18 protein-coding genes are annotated in these 17,934 nt (G+C 40.6%); 4 read left to right on the top strand and 14 right to left on the bottom strand.

What is annotated here, in order from left to right:
* Positions 1–552 carry a TVP38/TMEM64 family protein gene (locus AC3ISB_RS04740; RefSeq protein ID WP_489275681.1) on the top strand — a complete coding sequence of 184 codons (552 nt, stop codon included), beginning with the start codon at positions 1–3 and terminating at the stop codon, positions 550–552.
* 334 nt (positions 553–886) lie between these two features.
* Here the strand turns inward: AC3ISB_RS04740 and AC3ISB_RS04735 are convergent, their stop codons facing one another.
* Together AC3ISB_RS04735 and AC3ISB_RS04730 are read right to left on the bottom strand one after the other, a co-directional pair.
* Positions 887–1,282: an HD-GYP domain-containing protein gene (locus AC3ISB_RS04735; protein WP_489275679.1), complete on the bottom strand. Its 396-nt coding sequence runs from the start codon at positions 1,280–1,282 to the stop codon at positions 887–889.
* Between the two features lie 29 nt (positions 1,283–1,311).
* On the bottom strand, positions 1,312–1,773 hold the full coding sequence (locus AC3ISB_RS04730; RefSeq protein ID WP_489275677.1) for a PAS domain-containing protein: 462 nt from the start codon (positions 1,771–1,773) through the stop codon (positions 1,312–1,314).
* Positions 1,774–2,204: 431 nt separating this feature from the next.
* On the opposite strand from AC3ISB_RS04730, the gene AC3ISB_RS04725 reads away from it, so the two are divergent.
* Positions 2,205–2,981 (top strand): SurA N-terminal domain-containing protein, encoded by a 777-nt coding sequence (locus tag AC3ISB_RS04725; RefSeq protein ID WP_141992996.1) that lies wholly within the window; start codon positions 2,205–2,207, stop codon positions 2,979–2,981.
* A 307-nt stretch (positions 2,982–3,288) separates the two neighbouring features.
* Here AC3ISB_RS04725 and AC3ISB_RS04720 read toward each other — a convergent pair whose 3' ends face one another.
* The 9 genes from AC3ISB_RS04720 to AC3ISB_RS04680 form a co-directional block, all read right to left on the bottom strand.
* Complete coding sequence (locus tag AC3ISB_RS04720; protein ID WP_098373338.1) at positions 3,289–4,704, bottom strand: SpoVR family protein; 1,416 nt, start codon at positions 4,702–4,704, stop codon at positions 3,289–3,291.
* A 162-nt stretch (positions 4,705–4,866) separates the two neighbouring features.
* Complete coding sequence (locus tag AC3ISB_RS04715; protein WP_098373339.1) at positions 4,867–5,946, bottom strand: YkvI family membrane protein; 1,080 nt, start codon at positions 5,944–5,946, stop codon at positions 4,867–4,869.
* Positions 5,947–6,110: 164 nt separating this feature from the next.
* Positions 6,111–7,220 carry an o-succinylbenzoate synthase gene (gene menC, locus AC3ISB_RS04710; protein WP_098373340.1) on the bottom strand — a complete coding sequence of 370 codons (1,110 nt, stop codon included), beginning with the start codon at positions 7,218–7,220 and terminating at the stop codon, positions 6,111–6,113.
* 13 nt (positions 7,221–7,233) lie between these two features.
* Positions 7,234–8,028 carry a GNAT family N-acetyltransferase gene (locus AC3ISB_RS04705; protein ID WP_489275674.1) on the bottom strand — a complete coding sequence of 265 codons (795 nt, stop codon included), beginning with the start codon at positions 8,026–8,028 and terminating at the stop codon, positions 7,234–7,236.
* Positions 8,021–9,175 carry a M20 peptidase aminoacylase family protein gene (locus AC3ISB_RS04700; protein ID WP_179891179.1) on the bottom strand — a complete coding sequence of 385 codons (1,155 nt, stop codon included), beginning with the start codon at positions 9,173–9,175 and terminating at the stop codon, positions 8,021–8,023. Before AC3ISB_RS04700 ends, AC3ISB_RS04705 begins: the two co-directional genes overlap by 8 nt.
* Before the next feature lie 63 nt (positions 9,176–9,238).
* The gene (locus tag AC3ISB_RS04695) at positions 9,239–10,081 is read right to left on the bottom strand and encodes a MurR/RpiR family transcriptional regulator (RefSeq protein ID WP_098373342.1); all 843 of its coding nucleotides are present in this window, start codon (positions 10,079–10,081) and stop codon (positions 9,239–9,241) included.
* 205 nt (positions 10,082–10,286) lie between these two features.
* Positions 10,287–11,168, bottom strand: a complete 882-nt coding sequence (locus AC3ISB_RS04690) for a radical SAM/SPASM domain-containing protein (RefSeq protein WP_076367611.1) — start codon at positions 11,166–11,168, stop codon at positions 10,287–10,289.
* A 241-nt stretch (positions 11,169–11,409) separates the two neighbouring features.
* A complete protein-coding gene (locus AC3ISB_RS04685) occupies positions 11,410–11,730 on the bottom strand; it encodes a DUF3889 domain-containing protein (protein WP_098373343.1) in 321 nt (106 codons plus the stop codon).
* 49 nt (positions 11,731–11,779) lie between these two features.
* Entirely contained in the window at positions 11,780–12,748 is a 969-nt protein-coding gene (locus AC3ISB_RS04680; protein ID WP_430097546.1) for a M14 family zinc carboxypeptidase, read from the bottom strand.
* A gap of 132 nt (positions 12,749–12,880) precedes the next feature.
* Between AC3ISB_RS04680 and AC3ISB_RS04675 the strand changes: the two genes are divergently transcribed.
* Complete coding sequence (locus tag AC3ISB_RS04675; RefSeq protein WP_076367617.1) at positions 12,881–13,123, top strand: YhdB family protein; 243 nt, start codon at positions 12,881–12,883, stop codon at positions 13,121–13,123.
* Positions 13,124–13,254: 131 nt separating this feature from the next.
* On the opposite strand, the gene AC3ISB_RS04670 is transcribed toward AC3ISB_RS04675, so the two are convergent.
* The 3 genes from AC3ISB_RS04670 to AC3ISB_RS04660 all read right to left on the bottom strand — a co-directional run bounded on the left by AC3ISB_RS04670 (position 13,255) and on the right by AC3ISB_RS04660 (position 17,381).
* Positions 13,255–13,782 (bottom strand): NADPH-dependent FMN reductase, encoded by a 528-nt coding sequence (locus AC3ISB_RS04670; RefSeq protein ID WP_076367619.1) that lies wholly within the window; start codon positions 13,780–13,782, stop codon positions 13,255–13,257.
* Between the two features lie 166 nt (positions 13,783–13,948).
* Positions 13,949–15,679, bottom strand: coding sequence for a phospho-sugar mutase (locus tag AC3ISB_RS04665; RefSeq protein WP_098373346.1), 1,731 nt, complete (start codon positions 15,677–15,679; stop codon positions 13,949–13,951).
* 154 nt (positions 15,680–15,833) lie between these two features.
* The gene (locus AC3ISB_RS04660; protein ID WP_098373347.1) at positions 15,834–17,381 is read right to left on the bottom strand and encodes a carbon-nitrogen hydrolase family protein; all 1,548 of its coding nucleotides are present in this window, start codon (positions 17,379–17,381) and stop codon (positions 15,834–15,836) included.
* A 186-nt stretch (positions 17,382–17,567) separates the two neighbouring features.
* Between AC3ISB_RS04660 and AC3ISB_RS04655 the strand changes: the two genes are divergently transcribed.
* Positions 17,568–17,879: a disulfide bond formation protein B gene (locus AC3ISB_RS04655; RefSeq protein WP_480340014.1), complete on the top strand. Its 312-nt coding sequence runs from the start codon at positions 17,568–17,570 to the stop codon at positions 17,877–17,879.
* The last annotated feature ends 55 nt before the right edge of the window (positions 17,880–17,934 follow it).

Here is a 17,934-nt window from a genome sequence, read left to right as displayed (position 1 = left end):
ATGAATTTCATTTCTGAGGCATTACTTTCCAGCGGCCCTTTTTCCATTGCTGTAAGTTTAGCATTCAATATATTGATTAGCGTGCTTGGTTTTATTCCAAGCGTATTCATCACGGCTGCCAATATCACCGTATTTGGATTTGAAAAGGGATTGATCCTTTCTTACATGGGGGAAATTGCCGGAGCAGTGGTCAGCTTTTGGTTATATCGAAAGGGCTTTCAAACATTCAAACCCAAGTTCATGAAGAACCGGTGGATCATGAAGCTGCAAGAGTCACAAGGATTTCATGCATTTTGGATGATTCTGATGCTTAGGCTCCTTCCTTTTATTCCATCCGGCGTGATCAACCTCACAGCAGCATTAAGCAAGACGGGAATGATGATTTTCTTTCTCGCGACATCCATCGGAAAACTGCCTGCCCTCCTTGTCGAAGCGTATTCGGTAACACAAATATTGAAGGCATCGGACGATGTAAGGATTGTTTTGGTACTGTTGATTCTGGTAATCGCAGTCGTTTATTACTTTAATAGAATTAAGAAAAAAGGAATGTAGTAATAAGGCTTCTCTACTTTTAGGGTAAATTAGTAGGGATTTTCTTTTTAACCCTACAATTGATAAGGAGCCGTCCCCCCTTGGTCTCCAAGGGTTAACGATCAGATCCAGAAGGCTGATGCGACCTTTTCTTTCCACGAAGCATTACCCCATTATATCAGGATATGATATTCGACGAGTTCGTTGTTTAATATATCCCTGTGCTGCGAACGGTTTCGAAACCATTTTTCTGCGCCGCCTTTTCATTAAAATAACAAAAGAAAGACACCACGATGGATGGGTCGAAATGCTTTCCTTTTTGTTCGTTTATGAAAGATAATGCCCGCTCCACTGTCTAGGAATCTTTATACGGCCTTCTGCTGGTCAATGCATCGAACACATCCACAATGGCAACTATTCTAGCTTCCAATGGGATGTCCTCACCTTTCAAACGATGTGGATATCCAGTTCCATCCCATTTTTCATAATGATGGAGGATGATGTTTTCAGCCACTTCCAGGCTGCTGATCACATCATTGTTCATTTCCTTTGAAATCTTATTCAAAATATCGGATCCCATTAACGGATGCATCTCGATGATTTTTCGTTTATATGGAGATAACGGGCCAGGTTTGTATAATATCCTCTCAGGAATCTCCGCTTTCCCGATATCATGTAGAATACTTGAATGAACGATATGATTCATATAGCTTTTAGATAGTTCAAGCTGGCATCTTCGATTATGAACCATAACTAGCCGCTCGGTTAGGTTTTGAACTCTCAAGGGCCTGGATCACGGATTTCGAATGAAATGGCGAAGACCTTTAACAATTCCCTTTGAGTCTCTGCCCTTTTCTTTTCCGAGAGGTAAATCCCTTCTTTCAATTGTTCCAGTTCACGGAAAATCCCTACAAAATACCACTGCCCCCCTAGATGAATAGGAGTAATCGTAATAGAGAAATGCCAAATGTCACCCGATTTCTTTCGGTTGGTGAAGACCCCTGACCAAAGATTTCCTTCCCTTAACTCGTTTTTCAGGGATGTGTATGTATACAAAGGTGTTATCCCTGACTTTAGGAATCCAGCTTTGAACCCAATGATACTGTTCCTTGAATACCCTGTCGTCCTTACATAATATCCATTAATATCAAGTATGCGATGATCTTGATCCGTAATGATGACGGCATCCCCCAACTTTAAATATCCTGCCAATTCAAATGGCAGCCTTGATTTTCCTTTCAAAATCTATACCTCCAATAGCTGATTTTCCGATCCTGTCCCTTTGTTTCACTTTTCTCATTGTCACGGCTCACTCCGTTCATGATTAAAATTCTCAACATATAGGCTAAATGAACTACATTCAGATGATAAGGTATAAAATACCATACAAGTTTTAGATACAATAGTTACTAAGCAATGCTTGTGTGTAAGTGATAGACTACAAGTTTCTGTCTGCACCACGTATCAGCCTTCGCATTCCTTTTAAGCTTATTTCATGACGAAGGGTAAAATGGTTCATTTCCGCGAATGTTACACTTATATAATGAGATAATGCCTATACTATCTTCCTGTTTTCTGGAAAAAAGAATGAATATATTGTGTTTTAATGGGAAATTCCTTTATAATGCGCATTAGATGATTTTTTAGCATTGAATACGAGAGGAGACTGAAATATGAAGAAACTATTGTACCCAATCATCATTGGATTATTGGCAGTTGTTCTAACGGCTTGTGGTTCGAACGATGAAGCTGATAAGAAAAATGACGAGAAAGAGACTAAAACAACTGAGAAAGAAACGGCCAAAGCAACTGAGGAACAGCAAAAACAGATGGAAGAAATGCAGAAGAAACTAGACAAGCAAAAGGTGGATGAAAAGAAAACGGTGGCCATCGTCAATGACGAAAAAATTTCAGGTGCGGAATATAATACCGTGTTGTCTACCACACAAATGCAGATGCAGCAATTCGGACAAGACCCAACAACCAAGGAGGGAGCCAAACAAATTAAAGAGCAAACGCTCAATTCTTTAGTTGGGCAAAAATTGCTACTTCAAGCAGCTGATAAAAAGGGCTACACAGCTTCCAAGGCCGAAATTGAAAAGCAACTTGCCGAAATCAAAAAACAATATGAGAGTGAAGAGAAATTCAAGGAAGCGATGAAGCAAGCAGGTCTGAATACGGAAACGCTGAATGCTCAGATCGCAGAGAACATCCCATATACGAAGTACGTCGAAAAAGAGATTAAAGTGGAAGAAGCAACTGATGAAGAAATCCAAAAGTATTACGACCAGGTTGCAGAGCAAGCTAAAACAAGCGGACAGAAGGTACAGAAACTCGAAGAAATGAAGCCGCAAATCAAGGAACAACTAGAGCAGCAAAAGAAACAAGAAAAGCTTGTGAAGCATGTGGAAGAACTTCAGAAAAATGCTAAGGTCGATATTAAGATTTAATAATGAAAAGAGCTGCCAAGATTGGCAGCTCTTTCTTTATGGTCTTTGGTCCGCCTACTAACACTCTTTAGGTAAAGGAGCATTGGCTAATCACGACTGGGTAAAGAAAGTTCAAAATGAAGAACCATTGGAAGCGTTCGATTCGGAAAAAGTATTACATCCAACTGCTGTATTAAAGATTTCGAATTGTAGATGAAAAAATAAAATGTTTAAAAACGCCTATCCAAAAGTAATTTAATACTGCATCTCCAAAAAGCATCAATATAAAGCAGAAAAAACTGCCGAGTGATCGGCAGTTTTTTCTGCTTTATAAATATTTCCGGTGAATACCCTTTCCATCATAGGAAAACAGGACTTCTTTTCCTTCAATGACTGATTCCATATGAACGGAGCGGCCCCAGAGCTGATGGATATATGGCATGACTTTTTCGAGGTACTTCAAATCCAGTTCAATATCTTCATACCAATGTTTTAGATAAAGTTCCCCATTGCGCATGAAGTCCCCATCATTTACTGTGATATAAGGGAAACCGCCGTTAACCCTCATACTCACGAGTTGATCACGAACATTCTCCCATGCCTTATCGACGATTTTATAATCCTTGCCCTGCTTTTGGAATAAGTACATATCCTCCCGCATGACCAGATCTTTCGTCAAATAATTACGGAGAAAGGAAATATCCGATTCGATTTCCCTGACTTCGAACATCTTTTCCCGGCCAGATCCAGGCTTGACGCCCAGCTTGATCATTTCTTCAGTGGGATTATCATAGCGTTCTTCAATATCTTCAAGCACCTTCAATCCTAGATAATAAGGATTGATGCTGGTCCGTGATGGCTGAACGACGCCTGCGTTCAGTTTTGCGAATTCAATGGCTTCCCCTGAGGATAGATCCAATTCACGGATTATGCGCTGATGCCAGTAGGATGCCCAGCCTTCGTTCATGATTTTCGTTTCCAGCTGCGGCCAGAAATACAGCATCTCTTCCCTGATCATCGTCATGATATCCCGTTGCCAATCGGTTAAATCCCTGCTGTACTGCTCTATGAAAAGCATAATATCCTTTTCAGGCCTTGGCGGGAATTTTTTTCTCTTTTTAATGTTCGATTGCTTCGGTTTATCCTTATTATCAAGGTTCCATAAATCATCGTATTGTGTGGCTGTCGGTTTTATTTCCTCTTCTTCTTCCTCATCTTCCATCGTCCAGGCAAGTTTCGGTCTCATCAGCGACGGATCGATATGTTCTTCAATGGCTAAAAGTGCATCGAGAAAGGTTTCCACTTCCTTTTTGCCATGCAGGATTTCATATTCACGGATTCTTTCTGCCGTTGCCGACATACTTTCTACCATATCTCTCTTAGTATTATTAAAACGTATATTATTCTTAAAGAAATCACAATGCGCCAAAACGTGGGCAACAATCAATTTATTTTGTACAAGTGAATTGGAGTCCAGTAGAAAAGCGTAACAAGGATCAGAGTTAATGACCAGTTCATAGATCTTACTTAATCCAAAGTCGTACTGCAGCTTCATTTTATGAAATTGCTTCCCAAAGCTCCAATGAGAAAAACGGGTCGGCATCCCATAGGCACCAAATGTATAAATGATTTCTGAAGGGCAAATTTCATAACGCATCGGGTAAAAATCCAACCCGAACCCCGTTGCTATTTCTGTAATTTCACTAATGGCATATTCCAGAGCCTTTTGCTCCGCTTCATTCATCCGAAATCCCCCTTGTCTTCCGCCTTTAAACTAATGTATGAAAAAAAGGAGGAAAAATGCCGTGATCATGAGTAAAGGTCCTCGATAACAGAAAAAAACACCTCCATGAAGAAGATGTCAGGCCAAATGTTTCATGCAGTTCTACACACAGTCCTATTGATATTAAAATTTCACTATTTCCGTATTCACAGCCTCTTTTTTCGTTTTTGAACGGATCCAGGAAATGATGAGCGCTGCTATGATTACAAAACCTAAGTACCCTGTGATCGGGTATACCGTCCCAACCAATTCAATAAAGCCAACGAAACTTGCAAGGAAAGCGAGGATCCCGACCATAATCACGGATATTTTAAAGCGTTTCGTTTCCGCAGGCACCAACCTGGCGGTGAATGCATACAGCATCCCGACAGCGGTATTATAAATCATTCCTAAAAGGATGATTGATAGGAGATATCCCAACCATGGAGAAATCTGATTCGCTAAATGAAGGGTAGGCATACCTGAGCCTTCTATGCCCTTCAAGTCGGACATCATCCCCAAATTGATCAAGAATAGCAAGATCCCCAATCCGATACCTCCTAGAATTCCTCCCATACCAGCCTCTTTCTTATTCTTGAAGGTCCCTCCCATTACGGCTAGCATGGCAATTCCGGCAGTCATATTATATGAAACATAAAGTAATGAACCCATCATCCAATTTCCGGTTGCAGCCGTCCCTTTACTTGAAGATGAAATGATTTGATTGAAACTTAGATCGGATGTGAAAAATGAATAACCTGAAATAATGATCATGATAACAAATAAAAACGGTGTTACGGCACTTATGATGGACATAATTTTGTTAACATTAAGTAAAAGAGTACCAATCGTGAGCACCGTCATGACGATTGCACCAACTATACTTGGAATCCCGAATTGTTCTTCAAAAATCGTTCCGGAACCGGCAATCATGATTACTGTAACGCCAAACAAGAAAAATGTGATAATAATATCGACCACCCTGCCTATATAGCGGCCACAAATATGATCGATGATGCTTTTATGGGAGCGTGTTTGGAGAGTGCTCCCCAATTGAGTAACCTGCATGCCTAAAAACGCGAATAAAGCGGTTGCCACCAAAATTCCCAATACACTGTAGATTCCAAAACTCGTGAAGAACTGTAATACTTCTTGTCCTGAAGCGAAACCTGCTCCAATGATGATTCCAATATATGCACCTGCAAGATTTACACTGTTTTTCATATCACATACCACCTTAATTATATGATTATTCTGACAATTAAAGTTAAAAGAAATATCTTCCCTTTCATCATTATCCTGTTCTACAATCCCCTCCCAGCTTCAAGTTAACGGGCCGAAGCCCATGAAGCTGGGAGGCACTTTTATTTACAACTTTTGTACATTTATCATTTGGTATATCTTTTACTATAGGAAGTGAATTCATCGACCGCAGCGTAATCTACTTCATAGCCAATGCCAGCCGCCTTTGGAACGGTTATGACTCCATCTTCCACTGTAACCTCCGGTTGGATGATGTCTTTATGCCAATAATTCGCGGATGCTGCCGTATCACCAGGCATCGTGAAGTTATCAAGTGTTGTCAATGCGATATTATGGGCACGCCCCACACCAGATTCCAACATGCCTCCGCACCAAACCGGTACATTCCTTTCTTTACATAATTCATGTATTTTCATTGCTTCCGTTAAACCGCCAACCCTGCCGATCTTAATATTAATGATTTTACAGCTTCCCAATTCAAGGGCTTTTCTTGCATCTTCCACGGAATGTATACTTTCATCCAAGCAAATCGGTGTTTTGATTTCGGCTTGTAATGTGGCATGATCGACAATATCATCTGATGACAAAGGTTGCTCGATCATCATTAAATCAAATTGATCAAGCTGTTTCAGTAATTCGATGTCTTTCAGACGGTAAGCGGAGTTTGCATCTGCCATGATCGGGACATCGGGATATCGATTGCGCACTTCCCTGATTACATCTACATCCCAACCTGGTTGGATTTTCATTTTTATTCTTTTATACCCATCCTTCAATCCGGCTTCTATCTTCGCCAGTAATTCAGGTACCGTTTTTTGGATGCCGATACTGATCCCAACATCGATTTTTTCTAGTTCCCCGCCTAAAGCCATACTTAATGGGATATTATTTTCTTTTGCGTATAAATCCCAGATGGCTCCCTCGATTGCCGATTTTGCCATATTATTTTTACGAATATGCGAGAACATATCCGATACATCACGGGGATGTTCTATTTCTTTATCCAATACAAGCGGTATCAAGAAATCCTCCAGCATGGTCCAATTGGTTTTTATGGTTTCTTCGTTATACCAAGGTGCTGAAAATGCCACAGATTCAGCCCAACCTGAAAGCCCCTCTCCATTTTTCACTTCCACAAGAATGAACTCCTTATCCACAAACGTTCCAAAGCTTGTTGTAAAGGGAGCTACCAAATCCATATTTAAATGACGTAAACGCACTTCTGTTATTTTCATCCCGATTCCCCTCTTATTCTTGTTTTTTTAATAAATAGTTTTGAATATTTCCACCTTGTTCCCGTTCAATCCCTGCTGCAACATAACCTTTGGCAAAAAGCGTTTTGAATAATTCACTGGTTTTTAACCGCCAATCAATCGCAAGGCTGAGATCAGCTTTTTTGATTTGTTGAATATCTGTCGGAATGGGTATGGCGATCACCTTTGCATTGGTTTCAAAATGATAATCCTTGATGTAAGGAAAGCCTTGGTCATTCATTCCTGTCGTTACGATGTGTATGGCTTTATCTGGAAGCGGAGTCTCTTCCTTTGCTTCCTGCCGTATATTCCATTCCACCATGAATCGATCAGTGGACAATCCTTCATTGAGGGTATCCTTCATATTTCCATAACAATCATCCATATACGTAGAGCAAACAGCTTTTAGCTTACCGATGTTCAAGTTTGCATTCACACTTTCCAATGGATCATACGTCCATGTGATTAAGTCGTAACCTTTTTTGAGTGCTTCTTCTTTTTGTGCAAGTTTAAGTAATTTGCCGTAGCCCTTCTTTTGATGGGCAGGATGGATTGCTAACATATGTGAACAAAGATATGCCCTTCCGTCCTTGAATCCCGGGAAACTGTATTGAAACCCGACTAACTGACCATTGATGTAGCCGCCTAAAACAAGCCCGCCGTTTTTGACTGCCGTAATCGTCTGATGGATGGGAACGCAATCCATGCCCCATACAAGAACTTCCAGTCGCTGCACTTCTTGTAAATCCTCCAGTGTTGATAGGGATTTAATGATTAATTCATCAGTCATGCAAGTGTCCCCCCTCCCCATATTTCTCGAAAGTCAGTATGATGGCTTTGGTCAGGATTTCAATCCCCGATAACAAAGCATCTTTGTTGAACGTCATGTTCGGATGATGGAGCCCTGGTGCCAAATCACAGCCCAATCCAAGCATCGTCGCTTTGAGTTCAGGTCTTTTCAACGTATAAAAATGAAAATCCTCTCCTCCTGTCGTAATGACAGGCGCTACCAGATTTTCTTCCCCGAGTGTATTGGCTATCGCTTCAGACATTATTTCCTGGGCTTGATCGTTCACGGTTGCTGCGGCAACATTGGTTCCCGGTTCGAGTTTCACTTCCACTCCATGGACAATGGCCAAAGATTCTGCAACCTTTTCCACCTTTTTGGTAAGCTCTTCCATCATTGCATTATCCTGTGCCCGTAAATCCAATGAAAAAGTGGCTCTCCCGGGGATGATATTGGAGCTTTCTCCTCCAGCAAAAAACTGCGTCATTTTTGCCGAATAAGGGATGGATGGATTGAGATGGATACCATTTAACAAAGTGATGAATGCTGCTCCTATCTCGATGGCATTTTGCCCTTGATGCGGTCTGGCTCCATGTGCATCAGTCCCCGCTATTTCTCCTTTAATGAACTGAGCGGCACCATGGACAATGGCTGGCGCCGCTTGCCCATCCTTCACTTCCTCAACCGGTCTTAAGTGCACCCCATAAAGGAAATCGACATCATCCAATACTTTTTCTTCAATCATCTTCAAGGCGCCCGTACCTTTTTCTTCAGCAGGCTGAAAAATGAATTTCAGTTTGCCTCTTGGATGAAAGTCCATTTCTTTCAATAACAGGAATACTCCAAGTGCCAAGGTCATATGCCCATCGTGTCCACAGGAATGATTGGCTTGAAACGTCCCATCCACCTCCTGCCAAAGTGCATCGATATCCGATCGTAACCCTACCGTGAAATTCCCATCCCCAATTTCCCCAACCACTCCTGTACAGTCCTTGAATGTTTTCACCGTACACTGATTTTCCGTTAAAATATTTGAAATGAAAGCTGTCGTATTCACTTCATTCCAACTCGTTTCAGGATGTGCGTGTAAATGGTCAAAGATATCGAGTATACGAGGCCTTAATTTTTCGATAGACTGTGTGATATCCATTTCTGTCTCCCCCTTGTATCCCGGTTTAATCGGCTTGTTCACCGAACTGATGGAAATTTAATCTCAAAAGAAAAATTCATCTTGATTGAACGCATCATATATAGCTTTTCTTTCTTTGAAACCCTGTTCGTCCTTAATCGATACACCAGCTACTAAACTATTCAATAATGAGAATAACACCGGTGCCGTATCGATAGTGGAAGTCCTAGGTGTTGAAATGGGCAATAATATGTCAGCGTATTCAGCAATTGGAGCCAGTTCAGAATCCGTAACACCAATTACAAATGCACCCGCTTTTTTGGCCATTTCCGTGATTTTCACCGTCTCTTTAACATAGCGGTGAAAAGAAATGGCTACAAAAACGGAATTTTCAGTCATTTTATTCAACAGTAAAAAAATATCATCTGTATCAGGCCTATATAAATGGACCTCTTCCCTAACAAGCCTAAGCGTAAAGGTTAACCAATGTGCTGCTGAAAATGATAACCGGTGTCCGGATATCAAAACATTGTCAGCTGCCGCCAATTTATCAACTGTTTTGGAGAAATCTTCATTTGATAAATTTTTCATTGTCTTTTCGATGCTGATGATATCTTGCCCCATCACCTGAGCCATGAAGTTTGGCTGATTCGCGGCTTCAAGTTTTGAAGAATGATATTCATTCAAACTGCTACTCTCGTATATCAACTGATTGCGAATAAGTTTTTGAAGTTCCGCATATCCACTTAACCCCAATGAATAACAAAAGCGGATGATGGTCGTTTCACTCACCCCTATATCTTTTCCGAGCTCTTGAGCTGAAGTGACTGCAAATGTATGTGAATGCACTAACAAGTATTTTGCTACCTTTTTTTGACCAGTGGATAAACCAGGGAATACTTCTTTAACTTTTTGCTGTAAATCCATAAAACATCCCCTCTGAAGCAAGATATGAATCCAATACTTTTTATATGACAATATGAAGTTTACACTTCATCAATAATAGAGAGTATTCTATCACGGGACTCCAAAAAAAACAATAATATTCTGAATTTTGAATAAAAAAGAAGGGGCAATATCATTCAATCACACAAAAAAACCACGAAGATGGACTCCGTGATTTTTCTTAATCTTATTTTTTATGACGCTTAGCATAGCCACAGCGTTTACATAATTCTTCAACTGCACATCTTCTTGAAAAACCATCATACATATTTTTCGCACGTTCACCATTTAAAATGTCTTCAAGTGATGTTTCGAATATATTTCCAAGCGGTATTTTCCCTTCACTATCCAAGCAACAAGGTACCACTGTACCATCCACCAAGATGCCTAACTGATCTCTAAGGGCATAGCAGAAAATGTTTTCATCGATAATGTCACGGTCCAATTCCGGCCACTCGAATTTTTCGGCCATGTTTATATAAACCCGGTCCTTCAACTTAATATTATTCTTTTGCTGAAGTGCTTCACTTAAGCGGATGTCCAATGAAAGCTTCTCCTCCAGCATGCTAAGAATATCGTCGTTCAGGCCATTACTCGCTTTTAATTCAGCCGTATCCATATTCCATAAACGGATGGCACAAATCACTTCACTTTTTTCATTTGCTTCATTTATGAAATCGGCAATATTACTGACATAAGAATCAAGACTATTGCTTGTATCGTTTGCCTCAAAGCTATGAAGTGAAATATTCACCTGCCGAAGGGCTTTTTTGGAGAGTAGCTTGTCTTTGACCTTTTGAATCAAAGTACCGTTCGTTGTAATATTAACCTTCAGGTCATTTTCAGCACTGATATCCAGGAATGTACCCAAATTTTTATTTAAAAATGGTTCACCCATCAGATGAAAATAAATATGATCGGTGTGTGGTTTAATTTTCTTGATTACATCCGTAAACCCTTCAGGATCCATGAATTTCAGAGTCCTTTGCAAGCTGGAACTTGGACAAAAATTACACTTCAAATTACATATATTCGTAATTTCCACATAAACTTTCTTAAACTTTCTCATTTTCTAATACCCCTACAATCAAGCTTATTGTTTCAATCTGATACTAACTATACTGGTTAGCTGCTCATAAATGCAATGAAAACTTCATGGCAGCTGAACGATGTGAATAACTTTCCATTGGCAACTAATCCGGTATCCACCATTTTCCGGACAACCTATAAAAGAAATCAGAAAAAAACATCTTCTCGAGGTGAAGATGTCCGGTAAGATGCATACCTTGAAATTTCCGTTTGTTCTGACCTCACTTTCCTTTTTGCTCCGTGACCTTCAAACTAAGTAATTTTTCATTTTTCAAATCATGTTGTACGGTCACGATGACATTGAACTTCTGACCTTTATCATCGACCAAAAATCTGAAATCGTCTTCGACGAGATTTTTCGATACAGTTTTTCTGCCCTTATATTCGTAATCGTTAATATTAACTTCAGGATAATCTGCTTGCACAACTGCAATTGCAATCTTTCCGTATTTTTCGTAATCGGGTTTTTGGGCCTGTGCTGAAATGGCCCCTGCTTGTATGATCAAAAAAATCCCCATTAGCATCACGATGACTTTTTTCAAAATCTTTTCCTCCTTATACTTTCCGCTTACTATTATTATGTAAAATTGCTCAGTTGTTATGCAGCTGCTTCGCTTCTTTTACAAGCATGATTCCAACTAATCGATTCCTCTTCCACTCCTCAGGAAACACAGCCAACGGCGGATTGGTTTCATCCACTAAATAACTAAGCTCGATCGTCATTCCCGGGCGGCGGAATTCAGTGATGAACCAATCCGTAAATCCGCTTCCTACCGCTTCTTTTTCCGGAAAGGTCAGTTCATAACCAGTCAATTCGGCAGTCTTTTTGGCAATCCCATAATCCCTCGCCATATTTTTCCGTTTATTTTTGTAATGCCAAAAGATTTCCCTTCCTGAGGTATGGTAGGAAACAGCAATAAGGGGATCGACCTCCTTCGTGAAATCCGTAAGTGCTAATACTTCAGCTGCTTCTAATGGTTGTTGGCCTTTATAAAATTGATACGTTGGTTTTGTTTCATCACTCATGACTTCTTTCCATCCAGCCGGATACTGCCTGTTTAAATCAATGCCTTTGGCGTTGGCTTTCCACCGGGACCAATTCCTGCTAAATCGGTTCATTTTCCATACGGCAGCCTTTTCAAAAACATTTAAGTTGGAGAGATCTCCTTGCTGGATACTTACTCCATCTGGATTCAGCATCGGGATGAACCAGATGCTCACTTCATCCAATGATTCCGTCCGGTATTCTCCAACAGGTTTGCCCGCTCGATAGGCGGCTGCATACTCTTCAAGCATGCGCATTAAAAGTATGGAACTGAGCCATTCCCGTCCATGATGTGATCCCACCAGCAAAATCGATCTTTTTCCTTTTCCTAATTTGACTGCCTTTATATTTTTCCCTTTTTCAGTTTGCCCGATTATTTTAACGTCCAATTCATACTGCTTCTGGATTCCTTGCAGATCACTTTCCATCTGTTCAGGGGAATACACTTCTGCCGCCAGCGATGGTTCAGGGAAAAAAAGCAGTACCAATATTCCAATTACCATTATTTTTCTCATGTACTCACCTTTTATTTTTATTCAGGAAAAAAGCAACAACCGCGGTCCAAATACATCTCCACTTATTGTAAGGAAATATTCTGTCTTATCTGAACAAAATACAAATAGCTCCTTATTAAGGGGGAGAAGAACATGAGGATTGCGGATTATGATCAGGCATTGTTTCACACACACCGTTCTGATTGGGACAGCTTGTTAGTATTGATGGTTCGAACAAAAGATCACTTTCTTTCAAAAAAAATAGAACATTTTTTGCACGCTTACAGGTTTGAGCATGATTATCAAATCGTTCAATCCCAGCTGTATGCACTGCTTCGCTATCTGGATCATGCGGCAGAACAAACAAGTGATTATTTAAGTGAACTTCCAAGCTAAAATCAACTATAGTTTTTGCAAAACGGGAAAATTTATACAAGAGGATTAATTATCGGGGATATAACTTTGGCTGGTGAAACCCTATAAAAACAAGGAAGGGTCAGGTATTTTAATACCTGACCCCCATTTCATTATTTTTTCATTGCAGTATATGCAGTTGCATACATTTTAAGCTCTTCAATCATACCTTCTACAAGTACGGCAGACTCTTCAAATAAACCATCATTTTCGTAATCGAAGCAATGTGGATCCAATACCAATTGTTTAGCGATCACATTTGCATAAAGGCTTCGACCCACTGTCCTCATGGAATTCAAGGCGTTGATTCCGCCTTTACCTCCGCCGGAGACAGCCAATAGTGCAACTGGTTTATGCGTGAATTGCTCACTGCTTAGAAAATCCAAGGCATTTTTCAAGGCCCCGCTCATGGAACCATGATATTCCGGAGTGGTCAGAATTACGCCATCAGCTTCCTCGATGCTTTTCCGAAGACCTTGAATCACATCCAATTGATATTGCTCACCTTCACCTGAATATAAAGGGATTTCACTATTGCTTAAATCAATAAGTTCCGCTCCGTATTTCTTGGATATGTAGCGTGAGGCTATCCCCGTACGCCCTTGTTTACGTGGTGAACCATTAATGATTACTAATTTCATGAATTTATACCTCCATTATTCCCTATGTTTTCCGAGATCAGTCGCCAATACAGTATACCAAAACGGAAACGGAATTTCCTAGAATTTTGATCATTCATGCTGCTAAAAATTTGCCATCACAAAAAACGAAAGACCGAAGAAGGTCTTTCGTTTAGCTTTCATACATTTAAACTAACGCCTCAATCTTGCTCATGAAATCTTCCATGACTCCCGATAACTTGGACTCAGCTTCTGGCATTGATTTACCTTGGACACCGAAATAGAATTTAATTTTCGGTTCAGTGCCAGAAGGACGAAGGCAAACCCATGTACCATCTTCAAGGAAATACTTCAATACATTTGATTTCGGAAGCTCGATCAATTCTTCATTATTTGAAAGTAATGTACGCTTTTTGCTGCGTTGATAATCTTCTTCAGAAACTACTGGAATGCCAGCTATTCGGGATGGAGGATTTTGACGGAATTGATTCAATATTCCAGAAATCTGTTTCGCTCCCTCAATGCCCTTTAAAGTCAATGAACGCAATCCTTCCAAGTAAAAGCCGTATTTTTCAAACACATTCAGTAACCCTTCATATAGTGTCAATCCCTGCTTTTTATAATGAGCACAGACTTCAACAGCCAGCACTGCGGCTTGAATGGCATCCTTATCACGTGCAAAGTCTTTAATCAGGTAACCGTAGCTTTCTTCATAGCCGAACAAAAAGCTATTTTCCCCGCTTACATGATACTGATTTATTTTCTCGGCGATGAACTTAAACCCGGTAAGTACATCAACCGTTTTCAAGCCATATGACTCGGCAATCGCCCGCCCGATTTCTGAAGTGACGATTGTTTTTAAGACGACACCATTTTGAGGAATCTTCCCTTTTTCTTTTTTCTGGGACAGTAAATAGTCCAGGAAAAGTGCACCTGTTTGATTTCCAGTCAGGACAACATATTGACCTACCTCGTTTTTCACGGCAATTCCAAGCCGATCAGCATCTGGGTCCGTTGCTATCAATAAGTCCGCTTCCACTTTGTTTCCAAGTTCGATGGCCATTTCAAATGCAGCTGGTTCCTCCGGATTTGGTGACTTAACTGTCGAAAAATCCGGATCTGGCAATTCCTGCTCCTTAACGATATGCAAATTTTGATACCCTAAGCTTTGCAGTGCCCGCCTGACGGATTTATTGGCCGTTCCATGAAGCGGTGTAAAGACGATTGACACATCTATTTCCTCGGCAAGCTGCGGATTCTCGGGAACTGTGAGCAACTCACGATTATATGCCGTATCCAATTCCTCCCCGACCATTTCGATGAGGCCCTTCCCTTTAAGGACTTCAGCTTCTTCAATTTGAATTTCTAGCTCATTTTCAATGGCATTCACGTAGCTGATCACTTGATCGGCCGCTTCCGGTGGCAATTGTGCTCCATCTGGTCCATAAACCTTGTAACCATTATATTCAGGCGGATTGTGGCTTGCCGTGATGACGATTCCAGCAAAAGCATTCAGCTCGCGAACCGCAAATGACAATTCCGGAGTCGGACGCAATTCATCGAATAAATAAGCCTTCACCCCAAATGTAGCCAAGGTCTTAGCTGCTTCGAGTGCAAATTCCGGGGACTTATGTCTCGAATCATAAGCGATCACAGTCCCTCTTCCTTTTGCTTCTTCTCCAAACGAAGAGATATATTGAGCCAACCCAACCGTAGCCTTCCTTACAGTGTAAAGATTCATTCGGTTCGTTCCCACTCCGATTTCCCCACGCATTCCGCCTGTTCCAAATTCTAAATTTTTATAAAAGGCATCTTCGAGTTTTGCTTCATCCCGCTGCATTTCCTCAAGGAGGACACGTAATTCCCCATTTAAATTCTGGTACCCTGCCCAAGTGGTGTATAAAGATTTCCAGTCCATCTCCAACATCTCCTCCCAAACGCCTAATTTGCAATTATTATGTATCTGCCTTACATATACAAAATTATCATATTTATTCCAATAAATGAAGTAAAGGCTCGTAATGAAAAGAACCAAATCTAGCGTTCTTCACATCACGAGCTCTTTTACCTCTTTATTTTTCGCCATCTTTGTAATGCAGATTGTAAATATCATGGCGGCGATCTTTCAATTGCCTTACAGTACCAGACTGACGCTCCCGCCTTAAGATCTCCAAATCAACATCGCCAATCAGGACCATCTCAAGGTTCGGGCTGGTTTCCCCAACTATGCCGTCACGCGCAAATTCGAAATCCGATGGAGCGAAGATTCCCGATTGGGCATACTGAATATCCATATTTTCCGTTTGCGGCAGATTCCCGACCGTTCCGGAAATGACGGTATAAATTTGGTTTTCCACAGCACGGGCCTGGGCACAATAACGAACTCGCAGGTAGCCTTGCCTGTCTTCTGTACAAAATGGAGTGAATATGATTTTGGCTCCCATGTCGGTAGCAATCCGGGCGAGTTCCGGAAACTCAATATCATAACAAATTTGTATGGCGATTTTTCCACAGTCCGTATCAAAGACTCGAACGCGGTCACCTGCGTTAATACCCCACCACTTTCTTTCATTTGGTGTGATATGAATTTTATATTGCTTTTCAATCGTCCCATCGCGACGGAATAAATAAGCGATATTATAAATATTGTCATCATCTTCTTTTACGAAATGGGAACCGCCGATGATATTGACGTTATACCTTACAGCTAAAGTGGTAAACAATTCAATGTACTGCTCCGTGAAATCCGACAGTTTCCGTACAGCCAAGCTTGGTGATCTTTCATTCAAGAAAGACATCAGCTGGGTGGTGAATAATTCCGGGAACACGGCGAAATCCGCATTAGCATCCGAAGCAACGTCGGTGAAATACTCGACTTGGTTAGCGAAGTCTTCGAATGAATCGATTTTACGCAGCATGTATTGCACGACGCAGATCCTTACCGGTTCTGATGTTTTATAATAACGTTTTGTTTTCGGTTGATAATCGACGTTATTCCACTCCATGAGTGTAGCATACTTATTCGATTGCAGATCATCCGGCAAATAATTAGGATTGATCCTCATAAGCGTGAACCCATTTAAAAGCTGGAACGAAAGAACCGGATCATATATTTTATGCAATTGCACTTCTTTCACATATTCCCTTGGTAACAGTTCATCCGCATGTTTATGATAATTGGGAATCCTGCCGCCGATAATGATGCTTTTTAAATTCAAATGGGCAACAAGTTCTTTCCTTGAATCATATAGTCTTTGACCAATTTTCATCCTGCGGAATTTAGGATGGACCATGACCTCGATCCCATATAAATTATAACCGTCCGGATTATGATTCGTGATATATCCATTATCTGTTACATCATCCCATGTATGTCGGTCATCATATTCGTCAAAATTAATAATGAGACTGGAACATGAGCCAATCACTTTTCCATCATATTCAGCCACAAACTGTCCTTCCGGAAAAATTGCCAGATGACTCTCAAGCTGTTCTCGCTTCCAGGGAACCATTCCAGGAAAGCAACTCGACTGCAAAGCAATTATTTCATCTATGTCTCCTAGCCTCATATTACGTATTTCCATTATTTTTTCATATTTATGCAGGTCCAAATTAGGCATTTTCCTCAGACTCCTTTAATCTCTTCCATAAGAATTATACCCCTTATACAAAAATTAAAACAACTGAACCTACCCATGGATTTCAAAATTGCATGGATAAAAGCCAATCTTAATGTCCGTTAAAAAGAATATATATTTTACAGACCCCGTCCATACATACTATACTTTTCATGAGAGCAAAAAGAGATGGGGAAGAGGAACCATGAACAAGACTATTTGCAATGGGGAAAACTTATTAACTGTAGCCTTGGCTGCTCCATCATTGCTATGTTTGGAAGCTTTTATTTCTCTGAAATTAAGCAAAATGAACCGTATGCGCTCTGTTGGTACCAGAGGATCATCACGGATCCTTTTACAATCATTTTAGGAATTGCAATCATTCGAAAAAATCATTGGATTTGCTTTTATACCATGATAGTAACAGCCATCGGTGCATACATTTCCACATATCATTATTTTGCAAAGGTTTCAGTCTTTCCCGACCACACCCTTGCATGAGGAATGGTTCCATGTACAGGACAATATATAAACGTATTGGTTTCATCACCATCAC

Source organism: Peribacillus sp. GL_122 (genome assembly GCF_057835005.1).
This window is presented reverse-complemented; position numbering and strand designations above follow the sequence as displayed.

Excerpts from the sequence above, each read along its gene's own strand:
- AC3ISB_RS04740 (WP_489275681.1), top strand. The coding sequence starts at position 1 with ATGAATTTCATTTCTGAGGCATTACTTTCCAGCGGCCCTTTTTCCATT.
- AC3ISB_RS04735 (WP_489275679.1), bottom strand. The coding sequence starts at position 1,282 with ATGGTTCATAATCGAAGATGCCAGCTTGAACTATCTAAAAGCTATATG.
- AC3ISB_RS04725 (WP_141992996.1), top strand. The coding sequence starts at position 2,205 with ATGAAGAAACTATTGTACCCAATCATCATTGGATTATTGGCAGTTGTT.
- AC3ISB_RS04720 (WP_098373338.1), bottom strand. The coding sequence starts at position 4,704 with ATGAATGAAGCGGAGCAAAAGGCTCTGGAATATGCCATTAGTGAAATT.
- AC3ISB_RS04715 (WP_098373339.1), bottom strand. The coding sequence starts at position 5,946 with ATGAAAAACAGTGTAAATCTTGCAGGTGCATATATTGGAATCATCATT.
- menC (WP_098373340.1), bottom strand. The coding sequence starts at position 7,220 with ATGAAAATAACAGAAGTGCGTTTACGTCATTTAAATATGGATTTGGTA.
- AC3ISB_RS04705 (WP_489275674.1), bottom strand. The coding sequence starts at position 8,028 with ATGACTGATGAATTAATCATTAAATCCCTATCAACACTGGAGGATTTA.
- AC3ISB_RS04700 (WP_179891179.1), bottom strand. The coding sequence starts at position 9,175 with ATGGATATCACACAGTCTATCGAAAAATTAAGGCCTCGTATACTCGAT.
- AC3ISB_RS04695 (WP_098373342.1), bottom strand. The coding sequence starts at position 10,081 with ATGGATTTACAGCAAAAAGTTAAAGAAGTATTCCCTGGTTTATCCACT.
- AC3ISB_RS04690 (WP_076367611.1), bottom strand. The coding sequence starts at position 11,168 with ATGAGAAAGTTTAAGAAAGTTTATGTGGAAATTACGAATATATGTAAT.
- AC3ISB_RS04680 (WP_430097546.1), bottom strand. The coding sequence starts at position 12,748 with ATGAGAAAAATAATGGTAATTGGAATATTGGTACTGCTTTTTTTCCCT.
- AC3ISB_RS04675 (WP_076367617.1), top strand. The coding sequence starts at position 12,881 with ATGAGGATTGCGGATTATGATCAGGCATTGTTTCACACACACCGTTCT.
- AC3ISB_RS04670 (WP_076367619.1), bottom strand. The coding sequence starts at position 13,782 with ATGAAATTAGTAATCATTAATGGTTCACCACGTAAACAAGGGCGTACG.
- AC3ISB_RS04665 (WP_098373346.1), bottom strand. The coding sequence starts at position 15,679 with ATGGACTGGAAATCTTTATACACCACTTGGGCAGGGTACCAGAATTTA.
- AC3ISB_RS04660 (WP_098373347.1), bottom strand. The coding sequence starts at position 17,381 with ATGCCTAATTTGGACCTGCATAAATATGAAAAAATAATGGAAATACGT.
- AC3ISB_RS04655 (WP_480340014.1), top strand. The coding sequence starts at position 17,568 with ATGGGGAAGAGGAACCATGAACAAGACTATTTGCAATGGGGAAAACTT.